Source organism: Lysinibacillus sp. ACHW1.5 (assembly GCF_022014815.1).
Classification (GTDB): Bacteria; Bacillota; Bacilli; order Bacillales_A; family Planococcaceae; genus Lysinibacillus; species Lysinibacillus capsici.
Genome location: NZ_CP091777.1, coordinates 3,085,078 through 3,107,347 on the forward strand (window position 1 = coordinate 3,085,078; position 22,270 = coordinate 3,107,347).

23 protein-coding genes and 1 other RNA gene are annotated in these 22,270 nt (G+C 37.2%); 5 read left to right on the top strand and 19 right to left on the bottom strand.

Annotated elements, in window-relative coordinates; translation table 11 throughout:
* Positions 1–39 precede the first annotated feature (39 nt).
* The 4 genes from hisA to L6W14_RS15405 all read left to right on the top strand — a co-directional run bounded on the left by hisA (position 40) and on the right by L6W14_RS15405 (position 2,840).
* Entirely contained in the window at positions 40–807 is a 768-nt protein-coding gene (gene hisA, locus L6W14_RS15390; RefSeq protein ID WP_237898287.1) for a phosphoribosylformimino-5-aminoimidazole carboxamide ribotide isomerase, read from the top strand.
* Positions 804–1,091 (top strand): hypothetical protein, encoded by a 288-nt coding sequence (locus tag L6W14_RS15395; RefSeq protein ID WP_048392136.1) that lies wholly within the window; start codon positions 804–806, stop codon positions 1,089–1,091. The genes hisA and L6W14_RS15395 overlap by 4 nt, the downstream gene beginning before the upstream one ends.
* 131 nt (positions 1,092–1,222) lie before the next feature.
* Positions 1,223–2,101, top strand: a complete 879-nt coding sequence (locus tag L6W14_RS15400; RefSeq protein ID WP_237898288.1) for a putative peptidoglycan glycosyltransferase FtsW/RodA — start codon at positions 1,223–1,225, stop codon at positions 2,099–2,101.
* Positions 2,091–2,840: a GTP pyrophosphokinase gene (locus L6W14_RS15405; protein WP_237898289.1), complete on the top strand. Its 750-nt coding sequence runs from the start codon at positions 2,091–2,093 to the stop codon at positions 2,838–2,840. The genes L6W14_RS15400 and L6W14_RS15405 overlap by 11 nt, the downstream gene beginning before the upstream one ends.
* An 88-nt stretch (positions 2,841–2,928) precedes the next feature.
* Here L6W14_RS15405 and L6W14_RS15410 read toward each other — a convergent pair whose 3' ends face one another.
* The 5 genes from L6W14_RS15410 to cymR all read right to left on the bottom strand — a co-directional run bounded on the left by L6W14_RS15410 (position 2,929) and on the right by cymR (position 8,329).
* Positions 2,929–4,374 carry an MDR family MFS transporter gene (locus L6W14_RS15410; RefSeq protein WP_237898290.1) on the bottom strand — a complete coding sequence of 482 codons (1,446 nt, stop codon included), beginning with the start codon at positions 4,372–4,374 and terminating at the stop codon, positions 2,929–2,931.
* 174 nt (positions 4,375–4,548) lie between these two features.
* Positions 4,549–5,208, bottom strand: coding sequence for a tetratricopeptide repeat protein (locus L6W14_RS15415; protein WP_237898291.1), 660 nt, complete (start codon positions 5,206–5,208; stop codon positions 4,549–4,551).
* A 74-nt stretch (positions 5,209–5,282) separates the two neighbouring features.
* A complete protein-coding gene (gene mnmA / locus L6W14_RS15420) occupies positions 5,283–6,407 on the bottom strand; it encodes a tRNA 2-thiouridine(34) synthase MnmA (RefSeq protein WP_237898292.1) in 1,125 nt (374 codons plus the stop codon).
* Between the two features lie 78 nt (positions 6,408–6,485).
* On the bottom strand, positions 6,486–7,634 hold the full coding sequence (locus tag L6W14_RS15425) for a cysteine desulfurase family protein (RefSeq protein WP_237898293.1): 1,149 nt from the start codon (positions 7,632–7,634) through the stop codon (positions 6,486–6,488).
* Between the two features lie 275 nt (positions 7,635–7,909).
* Positions 7,910–8,329, bottom strand: coding sequence for a cysteine metabolism transcriptional regulator CymR (gene cymR, locus L6W14_RS15430; RefSeq protein WP_004226809.1), 420 nt, complete (start codon positions 8,327–8,329; stop codon positions 7,910–7,912).
* Between the two features lie 200 nt (positions 8,330–8,529).
* Here cymR and L6W14_RS15435 point away from each other — a divergent pair, with 200 nt between their 5' ends.
* Positions 8,530–9,816: a replication-associated recombination protein A gene (locus L6W14_RS15435; protein WP_237898294.1), complete on the top strand. Its 1,287-nt coding sequence runs from the start codon at positions 8,530–8,532 to the stop codon at positions 9,814–9,816.
* Positions 9,817–9,898: 82 nt separating this feature from the next.
* Here L6W14_RS15435 and L6W14_RS15440 read toward each other — a convergent pair whose 3' ends face one another.
* From L6W14_RS15440 to aspS, 14 genes are all read right to left on the bottom strand, one after another.
* The gene (locus L6W14_RS15440) at positions 9,899–10,615 is read right to left on the bottom strand and encodes a hypothetical protein (RefSeq protein WP_237898295.1); all 717 of its coding nucleotides are present in this window, start codon (positions 10,613–10,615) and stop codon (positions 9,899–9,901) included.
* Positions 10,616–10,902: 287 nt separating this feature from the next.
* Positions 10,903–11,421, bottom strand: coding sequence for a hypothetical protein (locus L6W14_RS15445; protein ID WP_237898296.1), 519 nt, complete (start codon positions 11,419–11,421; stop codon positions 10,903–10,905).
* Positions 11,422–11,630: 209 nt separating this feature from the next.
* Positions 11,631–12,017 (bottom strand): hypothetical protein, encoded by a 387-nt coding sequence (locus tag L6W14_RS15450; protein WP_237898297.1) that lies wholly within the window; start codon positions 12,015–12,017, stop codon positions 11,631–11,633.
* Positions 12,018–12,158: 141 nt separating this feature from the next.
* Positions 12,159–12,920 carry a tRNA threonylcarbamoyladenosine dehydratase gene (locus L6W14_RS15455; protein WP_048392126.1) on the bottom strand — a complete coding sequence of 254 codons (762 nt, stop codon included), beginning with the start codon at positions 12,918–12,920 and terminating at the stop codon, positions 12,159–12,161.
* Positions 12,921–13,224: 304 nt separating this feature from the next.
* A complete protein-coding gene (locus tag L6W14_RS15460; protein WP_237898298.1) occupies positions 13,225–14,307 on the bottom strand; it encodes a DUF871 domain-containing protein in 1,083 nt (360 codons plus the stop codon).
* 24 nt (positions 14,308–14,331) lie between these two features.
* Complete coding sequence (locus L6W14_RS15465; protein ID WP_237898299.1) at positions 14,332–15,657, bottom strand: PTS sugar transporter subunit IIC; 1,326 nt, start codon at positions 15,655–15,657, stop codon at positions 14,332–14,334.
* Between the two features lie 47 nt (positions 15,658–15,704).
* Positions 15,705–16,025 (bottom strand): PTS lactose/cellobiose transporter subunit IIA, encoded by a 321-nt coding sequence (locus L6W14_RS15470; protein ID WP_004226783.1) that lies wholly within the window; start codon positions 16,023–16,025, stop codon positions 15,705–15,707.
* A gap of 18 nt (positions 16,026–16,043) precedes the next feature.
* Entirely contained in the window at positions 16,044–16,355 is a 312-nt protein-coding gene (locus tag L6W14_RS15475) for a PTS sugar transporter subunit IIB (RefSeq protein ID WP_103118482.1), read from the bottom strand.
* A gap of 226 nt (positions 16,356–16,581) precedes the next feature.
* Positions 16,582–17,757: a GNAT family N-acetyltransferase gene (gene eis, locus L6W14_RS15480; RefSeq protein ID WP_131520509.1), complete on the bottom strand. Its 1,176-nt coding sequence runs from the start codon at positions 17,755–17,757 to the stop codon at positions 16,582–16,584.
* A gap of 87 nt (positions 17,758–17,844) precedes the next feature.
* A complete protein-coding gene (locus L6W14_RS15485; protein ID WP_131520508.1) occupies positions 17,845–18,123 on the bottom strand; it encodes an HPr family phosphocarrier protein in 279 nt (92 codons plus the stop codon).
* Between the two features lie 17 nt (positions 18,124–18,140).
* A complete protein-coding gene (locus L6W14_RS15490; protein ID WP_131520507.1) occupies positions 18,141–18,860 on the bottom strand; it encodes a sugar isomerase domain-containing protein in 720 nt (239 codons plus the stop codon).
* Positions 18,861–18,864: 4 nt separating this feature from the next.
* Entirely contained in the window at positions 18,865–19,587 is a 723-nt protein-coding gene (locus L6W14_RS15495) for a GntR family transcriptional regulator (RefSeq protein WP_004226770.1), read from the bottom strand.
* A 550-nt stretch (positions 19,588–20,137) separates the two neighbouring features.
* A non-coding RNA gene (gene ssrS / locus L6W14_RS15500) (6S RNA) lies at positions 20,138–20,337 on the bottom strand.
* 139 nt (positions 20,338–20,476) lie between these two features.
* Entirely contained in the window at positions 20,477–22,246 is a 1,770-nt protein-coding gene (gene aspS, locus L6W14_RS15505) for an aspartate--tRNA ligase (RefSeq protein WP_004226768.1), read from the bottom strand.
* Positions 22,247–22,270: the final 24 nt, after the last annotated feature.

The following is a 22,270-nucleotide window of genomic DNA, read 5'->3' on the forward strand; positions in this document are numbered from 1 at the left end:
ATTAATATGAATTAGTTGCACGGAAGGATTGTGAAATTATTGGAATTTAGACCTTGCATCGATTTACACGATGGCAAAGTAAAGCAAATTGTGGGCAGCACTTTGGGATATACAAATCAAGCAGTTATAGAAAACTTTATTTCTCAACATGACGCTAGCTACTATGCACAAATGTTTGCCCAAGATCGTTTAACAGGTGGACACGTTATTATGCTAGGCTCTGGTAATGAAGAAGCTGCCATATCCGCTTTAACAACCTATCCTCAAGGCTTGCAAATAGGTGGTGGTATTACGGCTGACAATGCTCAAAAATATATTGACGCAGGTGCTTCGCATGTCATTGTCACATCCTATATTTTTCATGATGGTCAGCTCGATTTAGCGCGTTTAAAGCGTTTAAATCAATTAATTGGTAAAGAACACCTTGTCATCGATCTTAGTTGTAAGATGCGTGACGGGAAGTGGTTTGTCATGACAGATAAATGGACTACATTTAGTCATTTCGAAGTTAATGCTGCGTCGATTGCCTATATTGAAGATTTTTGTGATGAGCTGTTAATACATGCTGTCGATGTTGAAGGAAAAAAGGGTGGCATGCAGGAAAGCCTGGTACAGGATTTAGCTGACTGGACATCTATTCCAACTACCTATGCAGGTGGCGTTCGTTCAATCGAAGACTTAGAAAAATTTAATCAATTAGCCCATGGAAAACTTCATGTAACCATTGGAAGTGCGCTCTCAATTTTTGGTGGCGATTTACCTTATACAGATGTAGTCGAATATTGTAAAAAAGGCGGGATCTTGTGAAGCTTATTTATAAAGATTATGTTTTTCCATTTCAAGAAACAAATTTAGAGAGAATTATAGATGGTAAGTATTTTAAAGTGAATAAAAAAGATCATTCTCTTGCGATTCATGTGCAACTTGACAACGAACAAATGTTACTGGAATTTTCAAAATCACTGAAGGCAACATGTGGGTTCTTACGCGATCAAGAAACAGAGCCTTATATCGGAACCTATATTGATTTACAAATTTTCGTTGATGAGTTTAATAAGCGCTATAACTTAAATGCTGAAATTATTAGTTAAAACAGGGGGACAGATGGTTCCCATTGTTTTAACCTTAAATCCTCTTCTGCATTCTTCCTTACCCCTATTTATGAAACCTTTTCATTGTTATGTGAGTTATATATTGTATAGCATAACCATAGGAGGTTTACGTGACTAATCTACATACTCAAAATTTCCTTCCTTATTTTTTTATGCTCCCTGCTCTTCTAATAGGGATGATCACCATGATCTCCTATGGCGTAGGCTTTCATATTTGGATACAGAACATGTTCATCTGGGTTGTTGGCATTAGTTTTTGCTATGTTATGTCAACAAAAAATACCTTTAAATTTTTAGATATTAGCCCTCTTTCTATTCTAACTTTTTTAATCTTTTTACTCATTATGCCCTTTTGGTTTAATGGTATAGAGGGTGTCCATCGATGGATAACTTTCGGTCCTTTTAATTTTTATATAGCTAGTATTTGTTTGCCTATATTAATTATTAATTTATGGACGCTTTCAATCAATAAAAATTTATCATTCATGATAGGATTCATGTTCCTCATAGAAGGTATATTATTATTGCAACCTGATGCAGGGCAAATCACTGCGTTCGCTAGTGCATCCACCATTATTTTGTGGAGAGCTATAGAAAATTCCATTTGGAAGTACATTTCACTACTCTTATTAGCTTTTTTTGTCATCGCATCATGGATTTTTCTTGATCATTTAGCTCCAGTCCCATATGTCGAGCAAATTATTTTTTTAGTGGCTGATATGGGCAGTATTTTTCTTTGTTTAGGTGTTTTAGCACTCCTATTGTTAATTTATCCATTCTTTATCCCATGGAAAAAAGATACCTTGTCATTAGCTTTAGGCTTATATTTTCTAATGACAATCCTTGTCACATTCGCGGGTCATTTTCCTATGCCTATTATGGGCTATGGCATTTCACCAATTATTGGCTATCTCATTGCCATCACAGCTATACAAAAAATAAAAATTGAACAAACCGAAAAGAAAGGATTTACAAACGATGAAAACTGAACTAGAAGTAAACACTTTAAAATCATTTCAAACTGAATTAACACGCTTCTTTTTAGCTTACAAATTTGCTCTACAGGAAGTGGAAACGAAAATTAATATATTACAAGAAGAATTTAAGTTAATTCATGAATATAATCCAATTGAGCATGTATCTACACGTGTAAAATCACCTAAAAGTATTTTAACGAAGATGATGAAAAAAGAGCTTCCTCCATCGATAGAAGCTGTGCGTGAAAATATCCGCGATATAGCTGGTGCTCGCATCACCTGTTCCTTCGTGGAGGATATTTACAAGGTAAGCGCCATGTTACAAGCACAGCATGACATAGAAGTTGTTGAGGTGAAGGATTATATAGCCAATCCAAAAGAAAATGGCTACCAAAGCTTACATCTCATTATTAAAATTCCTATCTTTATGTCAGACCATATGGAAAAGGTCTATACAGAGATCCAAATTCGTACAATTGCAATGGATTTCTGGGCAAGCTTAGAACACAAAATTTATTATAAGTATAACAAAGAAGTACCTGAGCATATTCGACATGAATTAAAGGAAGCCGCGCTACAAGCAGCTGAATTAGATCGAAAAATGGAGCGACTGAATAAGGAAATCAATATTTTAAAAGAAAATGAAGCCGAGCCTTCATTGCTAGACAGTACCCCCATCGCACATTTAGCGAAATACTTAACGGAACTACCTGGCAATAAAATAATGGATGACGCTCTATTCAAAAAGTAAAATTATGCTATGGTTTAGTCATCAAATAAAAAACCCACCTCACATGCTGCTTGACCACAGAATGTGAGGTGGATTTTACTATTAGTTGCTATTGCGCCTTCCTTGTGGATTTCGTTGCTACAAAAAAGGAGAAAATAAGTGCACCAATAGCAAAAATAAAGGTAGCTATATATACATAACTGACGCCATTCGCGATAGTGTCCTTTAAAAAGCTTACTTCTTCTAAATTAAACCCACCTTTTGCAAATTCACCGTTTAATTGAATTTCACCTTTTCCTAATGAAGCCATTTTTTCACTCGTTGCTAGGTTGAAAATCATACCGAATAGCGCTGCACCAATCGCTTGGCTAAATGTATTTGTAAAAGAGTTCAAACCAATTGAAATACCAAGCTGCTTTGGATCTGCCACCTTTTGTATGGAAATCATCAACATCGGCATAATAAAGCCCATCCCAAGCCCTATTAACGATGAGGCGAAATAAACGCTGAAATCACTAGAATCTGAAGATAGTCTTGCCAACAATAGTGTACCCGTAACAAGTAAAATCGTACCCATTTGGATAATGCGTTTATTTGTTAAACGACCGATTAAATAACCTGCCATAATCGAGTTCACCGTCCAAAAAATAGACATTGGTGTTAATAATAAACCAGCCTGCGTTGCATTTTTGCCTAAAACACTTTGAGCAAATATAGGAATATAAACAGTTACACCAATGACAATAGACATACCGCTTAAAGTTAATGCATTAATGACCATTAGTCGTCCATTTTTAAACAGTGTTAACGGAATAATTGGCTCCTCTGCTCGTAACTCCACCCAGATAAAAATACTTAAGAATACAAGAGCAACACCGTACATTAACAGCGATTGACCTGATAACCAGGTTTGTGTTTTACTGTTTTCGATAATAACAAATAGTAACGCAACCATGCCAATTGTAAAAAACACTGCACCTAGGTAGTCAATTTTACGCTTCACTGCCTCTAGTTGTTCTTTATAATGTTTAGCAATTAAATAAATAGAGGCTAAACCAAACGGTACATTAATGAAGAAAATAAAATGCCAAGATACTTGGTCAACTATAAAGCCTCCAAATAACGGACCTACTACACCAGAAACGCCCCATACCATACTTAAATAGCTTTGTCCTTTGGCACGCTCTTTTTCAGTCTTAAACAATTCACCCACCATTGTTAATGTAATCGGCAAAATTGAACCTGCGCCGATACCTTGAATTGCTCGAAAAACAATTAATTGCTCCATGGATTGAGCTAAACCACATAACATAGAACCTACTAAAAAAATAATGATACCTGTAATAATCATCCGTTTACGCCCAAATAAATCGGCTAATTTACCAAAAATAATCGCCGCTATGGCTGAAGCTAGTAAATAAGCAGAATAAATCCAGCTTATTAAGTCTACGCCTAATAAATCAGCTGTTATACTCGGAATAGCAGTACTAACAATAGTTCCCTCAATTGCAGCGAGTGCTGTTACAAGTAATAGTGCAATAAATACTTTATTCATTCTGTCACCTTTTCCTTTCCTGCATGACATACATTACCAAGTTTGAACTAGAATTAAAAGAGAAAGGGATTCAATTTATGAAAAAAATAAACGATGTTTTTATGTTTTACTAGAAAAAATCAATAAAAAAGCAGCAAGAATGTTAATCAACATTCACTCGCTGCTTATTATCTATCAGTTAAATCGTTGAGCAATCATATCGTAAATATAACGTGCTTGGTCATATTCAGGTTGTAAGGTAAAGGCTTGTTTCAAATGATACATTGCATCCTCTGTTTGTTCAGTAGACACGGCATATAGTACGCCTAAATTATAATGTGCATCGGCATTATTCCAATCCTGTTCAACCAAAAGATCCAGTTCCTGCTTCCCTTCCTCAAACATTTCTAATGCACATAGTACTATCGCATAGGCTAAACGAATCTGTGTATCTTCAGGAGCAATTTCTACCGCACGTTGTAAATAAGGTAATGCCAATTTTGAGTTATCCAACCGTTCAAAGCATTTCCCCATCATATAATAGACATCGGCACCTTCAATATGATGTTTTAGCGCTTGCTCATATAGCTTCACAGCCTCGGCATAGCGTTCAGCATTGTAATATAAATTCGCTAGACCGTAATAGGCTGTAGCTGCTGATTCATCTACAGTGATTGCCTTTTGGAAGAAACGTTCTGCGCGTTCAGTATCCTCTAATACGGCTAATAAATTGCCGAAATTTACATACCCAATAGCATTTTCAGGCTCTGCCTCTATTGCTTTTGTAAATAGTTGAGCAGCATCCTCATAACGTTTTTCTTGAAATGCTTGGATGCCCTGTTCATTATAATTCATTTGTTCTTCACCTCTATGTAGCGAAAGACTGCTTTTAGGAAGCCAAGAGGCCATAAAAGCAGTCTTAACGCAATTTATCCAACATATGTTAGTTTTTCATTACGTTTAAAGACTTCATCAATCGTTCCGCCACCCATACACTCTTCTCCATTGTATAGTACTACAGCTTGGCCAGGTGTAATTGCACGTACAGGTTCTGCAAATGTAATGTGTGCACGCCCATCTGGTAAAATTTCAACTTCTACTGGTGTATCAGTTTGACGATAACGGAATTTTGCGGTGCAAGAAAATTTCCCAGGCAATTTTTTTGTCGAAGTATAGTTCATTTTCACAGCTGTTAATGATGTTGAATACGAATATTCATTGTCAAAGCCTTGTCCAACAAGTAGAACATTACGTGCTAAATCTTTTCCTAGCACAAACCAAGGCTCGCCATCCCCACCAATACCAAGCCCGTGTCGTTGGCCAAGTGTATAGTACATTAAACCATCGTGTTGGCCCATTACAACGCCATCCATTGTTTCCATTTTCCCAGGTTGCGCTGGTAAATATTGACTTAAGAACTCCTTGAAATTACGTTCACCGATAAAGCAAATGCCTGTTGAATCTTTTTTCTTTGCCGTAGCAAGGCCAGCTTCTTCTGCAATTTTTCGTACTTCTTTTTTCTCTATATCACCAATTGGGAACATTACATGCGCCAATTGCTCTTGCGATAATTGATTTAAAAAGTATGTTTGATCTTTATTATCATCAACGCCACGTAACATTCTAACTTCACCATCACCATTACGATCAATTCGTGCATAGTGACCTGTCGCTAAATAATCAGCACCAAGGTTCATGGCATGCTCTAAAAATGCTTTAAATTTAATTTCTTTATTGCACATAACATCAGGATTTGGTGTACGCCCTGCTTTATATTCTTCTAAAAAGTATGTGAAAACTTTATCCCAATATTGTTTCTCGAAATTGACAGCATAGTATGGGATACCAATTTGATTACATACTTTTATTACATCGTCATAATCTTCCGTTGCCGTACAAACACCGTTTTCGTCTGTATCATCCCAGTTTTTCATAAAGATCCCGATTACTTCATACCCTTGTTGTTTTAACAAGTATGCCGCCACCGATGAATCTACCCCACCTGACATGCCGACAACAACTCGAATTTGAGAGGGGTCACGTGTTTCTTTCATTGTGGTCACCTTTTCTTTTATCTAATTACAGTTTATGTTTCCATATTTTAACGAAACATAACATAAGTATTTTGCAAATTATTTTTTAGCTAGTTTTTTCACAATTTGAGCCGTTTTTTCTGCTGCATCTTGTATATCCTTTTCCGTTAAACCCTGCCCAAAGCTGAATCGGATTGAATTCCGTAGCTCCTCTGCACTTTGTCCAAACATTGCTACTAACACATGAGAAGGATCAATCGATCCTGCAGTACATGCCGAACCACTCGAAACATAGATACCTGCCATATCAAGGTTCACTAAAAATGATTCTACCTCCATGCCTGCAAAGCTAATATTTAAGACATGAGGCAACGAATACACCTCATCACCATTTACATGGAATGCTAGCTTTTCCTGTGAAAAAACAGCAAGCATAATTTGCTTAAAGTGATTGTATAGTGAACGCTTTTCTTCACGCAACTCATTTGCAACTTGCACTGCAGTCGCAAAAGCAATAATGGCAGGTATATTTTCAGTACCTGCACGACGTTTTTTCTCTTGTGCGCCCCCAAGAGCATAACTTGCTAACGGTGTTCCTGCTTTTTGATAAAGGAATCCAACACCTTTTGGACCGTTGATTTTATGAGCAGATACACTTAATAAATCCACCTGTAATTCATTTACATCAATGCACTCTAAGCCATAAGCCTGAACCGCATCTGTATGGAATATGGCACTATGCTCACGCAATAACGCGCCAATTTCAGCAATTGGCTGAATCGTTCCTACTTCATTATTTCCATACATAATTGTTACTAAAATGGTATCATCACGAAGGGCTTTTTGGACATCCTCAACCGCGACACGCCCTCTTTGATCGACAGGTAAATAGGTCACCTCAAAGCCATCACGTTCAAGTTTTTCACACGTATGTAATACTGCATGATGCTCTACTTGCGTTGTAATGATGTGTTTTCCTTCATTTGCACGGGCATAGACAGTTCCTAAAATTGCCATATTATCAGCTTCTGTGCCACCACTTGTGAAAATAATTTCCCCTGCTTGCGCACCAATTGATTTCGCCAATAGCTCACGTGCATCATCTAGATATTTCCTTGCTTCTCGACCTGCTTTATGAATACTCGATGCATTGCCAAAAACCTCTTGCATAGCAGTCGTCATCGCTTCTATTACTTGGCCATTCATTGGAGATGTGGCCGCATGATCGAGATAGATATATGAATTCATGTTGAAAACTCCTTTTTAAACTCTGTGACATCCGCCAGAGGCTTTCGCTTGATTCAGTTAATGCTTGCAAAATAATACAAGTGTTCTTCGCTCCTCTATAAGTGGGGAGTCTTCCGTACTTAGTGGTTCATTTTAGTACAAAAACATTGCTGAATCGAGATAAAAGCACAAAACCCACATCACTCATCGTAAAAATAGTCATTGGGATGTGAATAGTTCACAATCTCCCATAAAGATGAAGTGAATGCAGGAGTAGCGCTTTAGCTTAAACTATTTTAAATATAGAACATGTAGCCTTCCACTACATTTTCTTCTGTATACTGTGCTAAATCTTCAATTGTCGTTGTATCTAACACATTTTTTACTGCATCGCGAATACGTAGCCATAACTCACGCTGAGGTGCTTCTTCATTTTCAATACCCTCTACTGGTTGAATCGGCCCTTCTAGCACACTAATAACATGGGCTGCTGAAATTTCGCTAGGTGGATTTGCTAGCATATAACCACCATAAGCACCACGTACACTTTTTACTAAGCCTGAATTACGAAGCGGAGATACTAATTGCTCTAAATATGCCTCTGAAAGCTCCTTTTCCGCCGCAATTTTACGCAAGGGAATTGGCCCTTCCCCATAATGCTTTGCTAATTCAATCATAATTGTAAGCCCATAACGGCCCTTTGTTGAAATTTTCATTTTATCACCCTCAATTAGTCTAGTCAAAATACTACCAACAGTATATCATAATCTCCTCTTGATGAACTCGGAAATACACCTAGAAGGATATGATATACTAATTAAAGCGATTCAAAATCGTTCAAAATCCATATGAGTGCTTTATTTTAGCGTAAAAAATGTATGAAACAAAATGACAACGACAGAAAGGGGAAGTTATTTTGCACAATGAACCACTCGCTTTTCGAATGCGACCTTTGACCCTTGATGAGATTGTTGGTCATCAGGATTTCATTGGTCCCAACACAGCCCTTTATAAAATGATTCAAAATGAACATGTCCCTTCTATGTTGCTATATGGAGAACCTGGAATCGGTAAAACATCCATTGCCAATGCCATTGCAGGAAGTTCCAAGCTCCCTTTCTTCGCACTTAATGCCACACGAGCTGGCAAAAAAGATGTGGAAGATATTGTACAGGAAGCCAGAATTTCAGGGAAAGTAATACTTTTCTTAGATGAAATTCACCGTTTCAATAAATTACAGCAGGATACGCTGTTACCACATGTAGAAAATGGATCAATTGTATTAATTGGTGCCACGACAGAAAATCCATATCATGATGTTAATCCAGCAATTCGTTCGCGCTGTGGCGAAATTTACCAGCTGAAACGCTTAACGAAGGAAAATTTAATCGAACTAGTTGAAAAAGCACTGGCTGATGAAAGACGGGGACTAGGTAAATATCATTTTGCCTTAACACCATCACAAATTGAACAAATTGCAGCCGCAGCAAACGGAGATGCACGAAAGGCATTAACTTTGCTAGAATCCATTTACTATGCCAGTGATGAGGTGGATGGACAAACGGTTGCTGCCGACCATGTCATTGAACATCTCATTAGTCGAATTGGTGTGTATGGTGATAAAAAAGGATCACATTTTTATAATTTACTATCAGCCCTGCAAAAATCTGTGCGTGGCAGTGATACTAATGCTGCTCTGTATTATTTAGCGCATTTATTGGAAACAGGTGATTTAGTGGCTGTCAGCAGACGCCTACTTGTGATGGCCTATGAAGATATTGGTCTAGCTAATCCCGACGTCGGACCTCATATATTAGCTGCTATTCAAGCAGCAGAACGACTAGGATTACCAGAGGCACGTATCCCACTTGCGAGTGCTGTCATTGAAATGTGCCTTGCCTCAAAATCCAACTCAGCCATTGTGGCAATTGATGCTGCCATTAAAGCTATTCATGAAGGCAAAACAGGTGATATACCTCATCATTTGCGAGATGCTCATTACGAGGGTGCAAAAGATTTAGGACACGTTGGCTATCAATATCCTCATAACACACCAATTGGTACTTTTGGTGGTTGGGTAGACCAACAATATTTGCCAGACGAACTTGTAGGAACTGAATTCTACAAACCTGTTATTGCTGGTGAGGAAAAGCGCATGGCTGGCATCTACGACAAACTAAAATCATTTCATGATAAGAAATAATAAAACAAAAGCAAAGTCACTATCTTAAGTAATTGAAATGACTTTGCTTTTTATATAACAACAGGATGGGCTGCTCTAGCAATCATCCCGTAAAGCTCGGGTTATTTGTCGTATATCGTTCTTGATAAAACAAATTTAATGGTTCTGCCAAATGTCGAAGTGATGGCAAGATGGATTCTTTCACATCTCCTTCATTTGCCTTACTATGCAAAAAAACAATCAAATTATACGACTGATACAACAAGCTCGCGAACTCTTGACTGTTTTCTCTTACCTCAAAGCGAATTGCTTTTACAGCAATTGCTTGTGCAATTTTTTGTTCTCTTGTTTCACAGGAGGGCTCCTTACTTAATTCATCATCCGACACTCTGTATAACCGTTTTAATGCACCATATACCTCTTTATTTCCACTAAATCGATCTTTTAACCATTGCAAGACAAATTGCAAAAGAATGACTGCATACATAAGGGAAAGACATTCATCGCCACGTGATTTTTTTGCTAAGCGTTGGAAATATTCTGCTTGTGTGACTAGTTCAAAAAGAATTAAACGTATTGGATAAAGCATGGCATGACCGCTATTGATGTACAGCTTTTCTCGATCTCTATACATAGCCAACCAAATATCTTTGACCAATGAAATAGATTTCCTTGTTGAGAGCGCTAATTGACATTGAATAAGCTCCTGCTCAATTGTCGGTTGGATAAGCTGTAGAAATAAAAGTTCATCTTCCTCACTAACTAATAAAAGCGGATTTTCCAAATTCGCCAAATCTATTTCTATTCCATTTACAATCATTGCTTAGCCCCCTTCCCATAAGTTTTTACAGCGTTAAGCAGAGTGAGCATATCTATTACCCATTTTTTAACTATAATTCGACAAAAAAACATAAATACCTTTCTAGAAAATATGTCTTTTTACTTTCCCTACAACTAAAAAAGAATCCACGCTACTAAAAAAGGCAAGTAAATCACTCTCTTTCCAATCGAACATTGTAGAAAGACTGATTCAATTCCTATTAGTTACGTAGATTCTTGACGTATAGGCTATTTTCAGAAAATAGATAGTCTATTATTGTCTAAGGTCTATGCTGGAAGTTCTTGATCCACAAATAATTTAAAGTGTTGAAGACATTGCTTCACTTCACCTTTTTGTGACAGCACCTCGTTGCGTATGTTTGTTGCTTTTTCTTCATCCTCTAGCACTTCAGTTAAAAGAGCCATGATATCTTCTAATAATTGCTCATTCTCTTCCTGCTCAATACTCGGTAAGGAATACGCTGCTATTTTTAATAAATGCTCTACTTTTTCAGGTGTTTCTTGCAAAGCATTCGAAGAATAATAGGTCGATGCAGCTAAAAAGTAGCATAATTTTGCACAACAATCGATAAATAAATGCCAATACGTATTTGCTTTTGGTAATTCCCCTGCCCGTTGATTAACATATTCCTTATAATAGGTAGTGACTTGTATATATAAAGGATTCAATTCTCTCATGGCTTTCGGATAGTTGTTGGATGTATCCAAATAGTCAAATACAATGGCATTCATTTTCTCTTGAAGTTTAACAATATCTAAATGATCACGAATTACTTGAATTTCCATTTTCCCACTCTCCCATATGTCATTTGCTGTTTAGCTTCCTGGCTATTCACTGAGTAGCACCAAGCATCCCAAACAAACAGATCGATTATCTAATGGATGATTCAAATTATAGCAATAAACCATCTGAAGTAGTGTGGACATGAAAAAAATAAGACAATTTCGTGAATTAATAGCATTTTATGTACATAAGAGGAACTATTTTGGTAAAATTATACCCTTTGTACATAATCCTCAAATAAGCATGGTTCGTTTGCTCGATCGATAATTTCAATAATACTTCCATGCACATATTTTTTAATGCGCTTTTGAGGTATATAAAAATAAGCATTGTTCATAATTAACCATTCACTTAATGTTAAATCACTACCTGCTTGTTGATTCGTTAAGATTTTTTTGTGTCGCAGAACATCGGCCATTTTATAAAAACCATCTGACAATTCGTAGGCTGATACATCAAAATTAAAAATGGGGCTGACAACCTGTCCAACATCAAAAATATGTATAGTTTGGTTTTCTTCATCTATAGCTAACTCTACTGTACTAATCTCGTCAAAAAGATTTAAACCTCTATACGCCATTTGATAAATTTTTTCCATTTGTATACGCCTCCTTTTTTACAACGGTCTAATTGTAACATAGAAAAAGTAGCTACCTCTAAAGACAATTAAGGCAGCTACTTCTACGAAAATGAACATTTATGCTGTTTTTTGACTATTACCAAAGCACCGTACTTGGTATTAACCTTGTACGCGCGTAATTTTCACATCTTTTAGGATGGTATTGACTACCCAGCTTGCTGCAATTAAACCTGCTACCGACGGTACAAAAGCGTTAGATGAAGGTGGCATCTTTGCTTTACGAATTGCTGCATCAGGCTTACCTACATGTTCGACAACATCTGGACGTACGACAATTGGACTTTCATCTGAAAATACAACCGTAACACCCTTATGAATTCCTTCTTTACGTAGCTTAGTACGAATGATTTTAGCCAATGGGTCTGTATGTGTTTTTGAAATATCTGCAATTTGGAAGCGAGTAGGGTCCATTTTATTTGCTGCACCCATGCTTGAAATAATAGGAATATTACGCTTTAAACATTCCTTCATTATATGAATTTTATACATCACTGTATCACTTGCATCGATCACATAATCAATACCTTGTGCAAAAAATTCTTCATAGGTTTCTTCCGTATAAAACATGTGCATGTCAATCACTTCACATGCTGGGTTAATATCTGCAATACGCTCTTTCATGACAGCTGATTTTGATTGACCAACTGTTGATAAGTATGCAACAAGTTGTCTGTTGACATTTGTGATATCTACATTGTCCTTATCGACTAGAATAATACGGCCGATTCCGCTTCGTGCACATGCCTCAGCAGCAAATGAACCAACACCACCCACGCCAAGAATGGCAACCGTTGTATTTTTTAATTTCTCGAGACCCTCTGTTCCTATTGCGAGCTCGTTACGTGAAAATTGATGTAACATCCTGACACTCTCCATCTATGAAATTTTATTAGTAAACCTAGTTATATACTAAGATAAAATCAAAACCTATCTTACATTTTATCATGTTATTGTTCAAGATAAAAATATAAAGAAAAAGTCAAAATTGTCTACTTAAATCCTCTGAGATAATAATCCATAAAAAGATTTCATCCCTTTTAGTTCAATATATGGTAAAATAGCACTTTAAAAATTAGTTAATTTAATTAGGTAAATCTTAGATAACATTATGCTCAACCACATAAAGAAAAAGAGATTGATGACTCAATCTCTTTCTCACTCTTCTTTACTTTGTAAAACCAAATGATGCCCATGGTTGAATGCATGTTAATAAAAATAGTTCTTCCTCTACAATGCTAGCTACGACATTACTCGATCCTGTATTCGGAATGTCCTTTAGCACAATCTGTAGCTCTCCCTTATAACGAACATCTAAATTATTATCAATCGTGACATCTCCTCTTTTTAATGGCCGTATATCATGCACAGGAAAATCTCCATTTTTATATTTCACACGGGATTGGGTGCTTCGAATCACGTATTCAGACACATCACCTCGATTAAAATGAGGCTCTTTATAAAGAATTGTCTCCTCTAGAATACTTGTGTCTTCAGACTGGACAACCTTTAACTCAAGCTTATTACGATTTAATTGTCCTAATGCACGTAGTTCTTCCTTAGAAGCGAACATATTGCCAATAATACAATCGTCAATTAACCCTGTATGCCATAAATCTTTCGCCTGTACAGTGATTGGGAGATGACGGTGTTCCTCTAATGTAGGTAACCCGTGCTCTGTTTGCTCCCAAGGTCCATATTGACCATGTTGTGAGGAGATCATCGCTGCCGTTCTCACATTGTGCGCTTTAAAGTGCTGTGACGTTTGTAAAAAATGCTGACGAGATAGCCCAGTAAAGCGTTTTGGATAAAAATTATGACAGCCGATAATGTTCTCTTTATTGGGCTGATAAGAGATAATATTATCTACATACTTCGTACCATTACTCATGTTTAATTCTATTTTTAGATGACTCCCATCAAGTGACATCAACGCTTCTTCTTGACCTGAAAATCCCATATCTAAACGTAAGGCTGCCAAATAATAATGTTCTTTTAAATAGCCAATATCCTTATAGGTTAAGCCTAAATCATCAAAAATACCTGGTGCAATATCAGCGGATATATCAAAGCCAAGGCGTTGCGCAAATTCGTTGATTTGTTGTAATTTTTGACGCTCCTCATCCTGTTTTAATGACATTAGGCATGTGAATATACGATCAAAGCCATTGTCATGAGCCAGTTGAACATAGCGCTTCATCTCCTCTAGCGTACTATGCTGCGGATATAGCGAGATTCCTAATCTTTTCACTTCAAACCCTCCGTTAATTGACGCTTATACTTCCACTTTTTGTCCTCTGGATTCCACTACAGATTCCTCACTCTGTGCCGCTAAAGCAGCTTTTTGCTCATTCTGCCTTGCCATACGGTTCGCCATTGAGATAAATGGCAGATAAATACAAACAGCGATGACAATTAAAACCATACTCAAAACTGCACCACGCCAAGATTGAGTTGCTAAAAAACCATTAATAATCGGCGGTGTTGTCCAAGGCGGTGAAACGGTAGCGGCTGGCACCCAGCCCCATTTCGTTGCAAAGAATGCAATTGTTACGTTTATCATTGGTGTCAAAATGAACGGAACAAATAAAACCGGATTTAATACAATTGGTAACCCAAAAAGTAATGGCTCATTGATATTGAAAATCCCAGGTGCTGCGGATAATTTCCCAACTGTATTATATTGCTTATTCTTTCTCGCAAATATGAAAATCGCAATAATAAGTGCTATTGTTGTGCCAGAGCCTCCCATATTAATAAAAGCATCAAAGAATGGTTTATTGACAATGTAAGGCGCAACTTTACCAGCAGAGATTGCTGCAACATTTTCATTAATAGCTGGTAAATTAATCGTTTGCATGAATGGTTCGATGATATTTGCTCCATGTACGCCAAGTGTCCATAAAAATGTAGGTATAAATGCCAAAATTAAAGCAGCAAGCCATGTATTTGTTAGACCCATAAATGGCTCTTGAATCGCAGAGTAGAAGGACCCGACAATATCTGGTATATCAAAACCTGCTGAAATAATTGTACGTACTAAAGCAAATATTCCAATCGTAATAATGGCAGGAAGTAACGCAGCAAATGATTTGGCAACAGCTGGTGGTACACCAGTTGGCATTTTAATTAGTAGTTTAGGATTGCCAGACAATCTACAAAACAATTCTGTAGAAAGTAGTGCTACAATCAGAGCAATAAATATACCACCCGTGCCTGTTGTTAAGCCGGTTAATCCGCCTTCCCCGAAAGTCCCAAACGTCATGTAGCTTGATAGACTAATTACTCCAGCAGACAGACCATCTTTTTGATAACTTTTAGCAAGATGATAAGCAACAGTAAAGGCAAGTAGCAGTGAAATGATATTAAATGTAGCACTCCAAATATTACCGCCAAATTGAGTCCATGTCTCATGTTTCCAAATGGCATCGAGTGTATTTTGATAAAATTTGATAGGCAAATTGTTAATAAGTACAGCCAAAGATCCCACAATCGTTAAAGGCATAATCGTAATAAATCCGTCACGAATGGCAACTAAATGACGCTGATTCCCAACCCTAGCAGCAACCGGTACAAACTTTTCTTCTAAAAAACGGAACACTCACATACACTCCCTTTACTTTTTATTGATAACATCAAAATTTGATGTTACTCCCCTTGGATTCGTTCATATAGCTCAATCATTTCCTGTGCTAAATCTCGAAAAGTAATAGCATTCATTAAATGATCCTGGGCATGAATTAATAACATGGAAACCTCTACCTTTTCTCCCCTTGCTTCTTGAGACAGTAACCCCGTTTGAGCATGATGCGCTTCAATTAATGACTCATTCGCTAATTTGATTTTTTCTTTTGCTGCCTCAATTTGCCCCTTTTTTGCTAGCTGAATAGCTTCCATACACTCACTTTTCGTATTTCCACTATGCACAATCAGTCCCATAATGGATGCCATTAATGCTGTATCTTCCATTCCCCATTGCCCCTTCTTTCATCCAATTAGTTGTAGAGCCTGTTTCAGGACATTTTCACCGTTCATCATGCCGTAATCCGCCATATTGATCACATCGATTGGAAAACCTTTATCCTTATATTTTGTTTCAAATGACCCTTTCAAATAACGAACCTGTGGGCCTAATAAAAGAACATCAGCTTTCTTTGTCGCTAATATTTTTTCCACCTCTCCTTCTGCAATGGCGTAAATATCCGCTTCAATATTTTGCTCTTGCGCTGCTTTTTGCATCTTTGACACTAATAAACTAGTACTCATGCCTGCTACACACACTAACATGATGTTTTTCATTCGATACACTCCTTTTATTTTCTTCGATTGTGTAATCGCTTACTTATTTTGAGAATAGCACCTATTGGTATATACCACAATACAAATTTTCCATTAATTTTATTTATATCAAGTTATTTACAAAATTGGACTATGTCAATTTTGTCGTGAAATTAATGATTAAAACCAACTGGTATAGTCCAGAAAAAAACGCAAAAAATTTTTAAATTTTCTTATTATTCAATACCTAGAAATACTCATAAAATGCTGGTTTTTCAGTAGGGATTGCCCATTGCCACTGTTCGATAACCTTTTCTACCGTAGGTTGATTAGCATAGACCACCACTTCTTTGACAGAAAGATAACCTACCATCATCGCAGAAAAAAGATTAATTGGTAGTGTTAGCATATGCTTGTCAGAGACCGAATTTGTCTCAATTATTGAGACCTGACCATTTTTATTTATTTGATAAACATGCTCATTCCAGAGACAAAATGGATCTTCAATACGAATAGTTAGTGTTTCTTGAATATCCTTCCACGGATACTGCTGCATAAATACATAAACATCTACTACTCTAATCATCACATCCTGTATGACTTCCCTTTTGAATTGCGGCTCCTTGAAATAAAAGCCAAAAGGATAATGATTACTAGTAACTCCAGTTATGCTACTGACACTTGCTGCATGAGATGTCATATAACGCCACATAGCTTGTTCAGCTAAGAGATTTGCTACAATAAAGTCTTGGATAGTAAATGTCCCATCTCGAATCGTATAACGAATATAGCCTTCTAAGTTATTGTCTTGAAAATAGGCAGCAAAGTGACTATCTGGGCTCCTTCTTTCAAGTCTTTTCCACCATCCTTCATCCCTTACCATGCCACCATTTCGAATGATTGCCTGTGCATTATGAAAATCCTTAATCATCTGAAAGAGCGCAGGATCTAACCACTCAAAGCTCATCCTTTTCATGTCGTCTACTTGTTTCCCTAAAGAGGGAAACATAGTTTGAGGGATTGTATAATGGAGCTTCTCAAAAAATAATTCCCAACCAAAATAACGATAGAAGGACACAGAAAATGGCGCTAATACTGAAATCGTTTGTCCATTGTCTCTCATTTTTTGCAGCGCTTCTGTCATAAGCCTTTTGATAATACCCTGTTGTCGATACTCAGGATACGTTGCAACAAAGCCGATGCCTCCCATTTTAAATGAAACTCCATGCACTGTAATATTTAGCGGTAATATTAATAGCTGCCCAACAATTTTTTTGTCATCATAAGCACCTAAGGTCGTGCTTTGTTCAATCCAATAATGAAAATCCTCTCGACGAGCCCCTGAGTACTTATTTGGAAAGCAATAGTCTCTCAATCGATGAATCTGCCCATAATCATTAGGCGAGACGATGTGAATGTCCATTTAATCACCCCTTAAATTCCAAATATTCAGATAATTATTCATAAGATTCTTTTACAGTGGCATAATCACAACCACTGCAAGAATCTTTTATCCCTCTTGCCATTCTTCTCCTATTGCTTTAGACAACATGACTTCAGTAATAGTTTGAAATAATGTTGCTACATCTGGCCCATCTGCTGAAATTTCCACTATACTCCCTGGTTTTACACCTAGTGACATTACGCCCATAATAGACTTTAAATTAACGGATCTTTCTTCATATGTTAATTTAATATCACTTTGGAATGGTGTCACTGCAGTTACGAGTAATGCAGCCGGTCTGGCATGAATACCTTCAGTAGATGTAATTTTATACATTTTCTTCATTTACATACCCCACTCTTTCACGTAAAATTAATCCGATGTTGATATTTGGCAATCATTTTCTCATTATGTGACCAATCCGAATCAACATTATTGCTGACAAAAATCGGTAACTCTCTTGAGGACTTTGCTAGTGTTTCTATGATTTCACTGAACAAAGCATTTAATAGTAATGAACCAATAACAGTAGATGCTGGCGCATACTGAATGTCATGTATAGTTAGTACACCATCACCAATCGGTATATGGGTATTAATTACAAAATCTACCACCTCTTCTAGCCGCAGCCCACTGTGATGACGTGTAGTCTGTTCCTTATAGTGGAGCGATTGGAGGGATAGCACAAATATCCCTGAATCCTTTGCTAATAAAGCAGCGTCGATAGGTGCTGCATTTCTCCCAGAGGTTGAAATGACGATGCAAACATCATTTTCACGAAAGTCAAACTGTTCCTTATGCAGTTCAATAATAGTTGAATCTTTCTCATTGATTGAAGAAGCTAATGCCCCAGCATGTAAAGCTAATGGTTCAATAAAAACAGGACGGACGGGTACTAAACCACCTGCTCGATAAAATGCCTCCTGTGCCAATAGCTGTGAATGACCACAACCAAATAATTGAATTATCCCACCTTTTTGGAGACGTTGGACAATAATTTGAGCCACATCACTTATATGTGATGCCTCCTGTTCCTTCACAACCTGGATAAGCTTTTCGATTTCAGAAAAATATGCATGCATAAAATCACCTTTTAATTTCACTTATGAATTTATAACGATCAGCTCGATACGTACTGCGTACAAGCTCAAAGGGCTTACCATCTGATAAATAACTTGTACGTTTGATAATTAAAACTGGTGCTGTTTGATTAATTTGTAGAAACTTACTATCCTCTTTCGATACGATGGCTGCCTCCATCTGTTGTACCGCATTCCCAATTTTTTGATGGAACTTTGCTTCGATTAAGGCATAAAGCGAGCCCATTATTTGCTTCTCATCCAACTCCGGATAAATTTTAACTGGGATATATGTTCTTTCGATTGCCATTGGTTGCGCATCTGCATTTCTTATGCGCACTACAAAAAATACTTCTTCGCCAGACTCTATCATCAAATCTCTTGCAATATCCACTGGTGGTATGATTTTCTCAAATCGTAATACCTTACTGCTTGGTTCCATTCCTCTTGCCCGCATATCTTCCGTGAAACTCGTTAAGCCTTTTAACGGTTGCTCTAATTTTGGATTTGCAACATACGTTCCTCTCCCTTTTTCTCGATATAATAGACCACTATTTACTAGATTGGTAATGGATTGACGAACAGTCATTCTACTTACATCAAATTGTGCAGAAAGCTCTCGTTCTGATGGGATGGTCTCACCAATTCTGTATTCTTCTAAATAAATTCGTTGTTTAATAATCTCTTCTATTTGTATATAAATAGGTATATGAGAATTTTTCTCTAACAATTCTTGCACCTTCCTTATCACCTTTATGATTTCTCCATACAACTTTACCTCGTTAGATCGGTTTTTGTATTTCGCATGATTCAACAAAGCTAAATGATATCCACGATAACAGTGTGAAAAGGACATATTTACTTGTCGCTTGATGTGGTAACTTTCTCACTATCATTGTAGCATCTGCGCTCAATCATTGTACCATTATATTCTCAACTGACTAATCACCGTCTTGTAATTTTGATCCAATTTGCCTTTTTTCGATAGGCTTTTCCCTCATGTGTTTTGTATCAATCACAATTAAAACGCTTTCAAAATCATTTAAATAAAGTGTTTATCCTCGTAATATCTGCCTAAAGATATAATGTATCTTTTCCTTTAGCGGATATAGCTTCTCAAAAGGTATAGTTGTCTATACCAATTATATGCTGCTTCATCAGAAATAAAAAGTGATTTTCCATATTTTCTAAACATTCACTTAAAATATTCTACTAGTTCTTGTTTAATTTTATGTAAAAAAAGGAGCTATTAATAAGCTCCTCTCAATCCTATGTATAGGACGAATCCCAATTGTGCCGTAATGCCAAGAAACATTCGTTTTGAACCCGCAATTTGCAGGTGGGTGCCCGCTTTGCAACTTTAAACGTCCCGCTTTATTAGGGGCATGTTTGCGACTACAAAATGAAGGCTCCCGATTCTATAATGTTCGGTCAAAACTGTGAAGTAGAGTTAGCAGTTAGACAAACACATCAGGATTCGTATTACAGTTATCATAACACCACTTTTCTGATAATTCAAACGATTTTCTCTAATAATCTATAAATTTATAAGAAAACGCAAAAAATACCTAGATTCCCTACAGTATTTGCTAGGTAATCCAGGTATTTTGTATTATACATTATTTTCTAAATGGTTTGATGGCCAGACTTAGCTCACTTAATTGCTCTGGAGATACTTCGCTTGGTGCTTCTGTCATCAAGCAGCTAGCACTAGCAGTTTTAGGGAATGCAATTGTATCGCGTAAATTAGTACGACCTGCTAATAGCATAACGAAGCGATCAAGACCAAAGGCAAGACCTGCATGTGGTGGTACGCCGTATTCAAACGCTTCTAATAGGAAGCCAAATTGTGCTTGTGCTTCTTCTTCTGAGAAGCCAAGTAATTCAAACATTTTCTCTTGTAGGTCACGTTCGTAAATACGTAATGAACCACCACCAAGTTCATAGCCGTTTAAAACGATATCATATGCTTGTGCACGTACTGCTGCAGGGTCTGTGTCCATTAACGCTATATCTTCATCAAACGGGCGTGTGAATGGATGGTGTGCTGCATAGTAGCGTCCATCTTCCTCTGAGTATTCGAATAATGGCCAATCAGTAATCCAAAGGAAAGCAAATTGTGATTCATCGATCAGATTTAAATCTTGTCCTAATTTTGTACGAAGAGCACCTAATGAAGCTGCTACAACAGCGGCTTTATCTGCTACAAATACTAGAATATCGCCAACTTCTGCTCCCATACGCTCGATTAAGGCTGCTGCTAATGCCTCGTCAAAGAATTTCGCAATTGGTCCGTTTAAGCCTTCTTCTGTTACCTTTAACCAGGCAAGACCTTTTGCTCCGTAAATCCCAACGAATTTTGTTAACTCGTCCATGTCTTTACGAGAATATTTGTCAGCTGCACCTTTAATATTGATACTTTTCACTTGTTTTCCTTGTGCAACAGTATCAGCAAATACTTTGAAATTACAGCCTTCAAAAATATCATTTAACGCCACAAGCTCTAATCCAAAACGTACATCTGGCTTATCTGAACCATAACGATCCATTGCTTCTTGGTATTTCATGCGCTGGAATGGTGCAGGAATGTCAATTCCTTTTACTTCTTTCATAACCGCTTGAATTAAGCGCTCGTTCATTTCTAATACTTCTTCTTGTGTTAAGAAGCTCGTTTCAATGTCCACCTGTGTAAACTCTGGTTGACGGTCAGCACGTAAATCTTCGTCACGGAAGCAACGCGCAATTTGGAAGTACTTTTCAAAACCAGCAACCATTAATAATTGCTTAAATAATTGAGGTGATTGTGGTAAGGCATAAAATTCACCTTCATGTACACGTGAAGGAACTAAATAGTCTCGAGCACCCTCTGGCGTTGATTTTGTTAAAATTGGTGTTTCAACTTCTAAGAATCCTTCATTTTGTAGGAAGTTACGAATTGTACGTGTCACATCAGAACGCATTTTGAAAGTATCGAACATTACGGGACGACGTAAGTCTAGATAACGATATTTTAAACGTAAATCTTCTGATACATCTGTACGATCTTCGATTTGGAATGGCGTTGTTTTTGCCGTATTAATTACGACTAATTTTGTTGCTTCCACTTCAATTTTACCGTTTGGTACATTCGGGTTGATTTGATCCTCTGTACGAAGGATGACTGTGCCTTCCACTTCGATCACATATTCACTACGCACTTTATCCGCTAATGCGTGTGCTTCTGCAACATCTGGACTAAACACAACTTGCGTAATACCTGTACGGTCACGCAAATCAATAAAAATTAAACCACCAAGGTCACGACGACGCTGTACCCAACCTTTTAATACGACTTTTTCGCCTTGTAACGCTTCTGACAGCTCGTTACTAGCATGTGTTCTTGTAGCCATTGTTAAATTCCTCCAAAATATCTT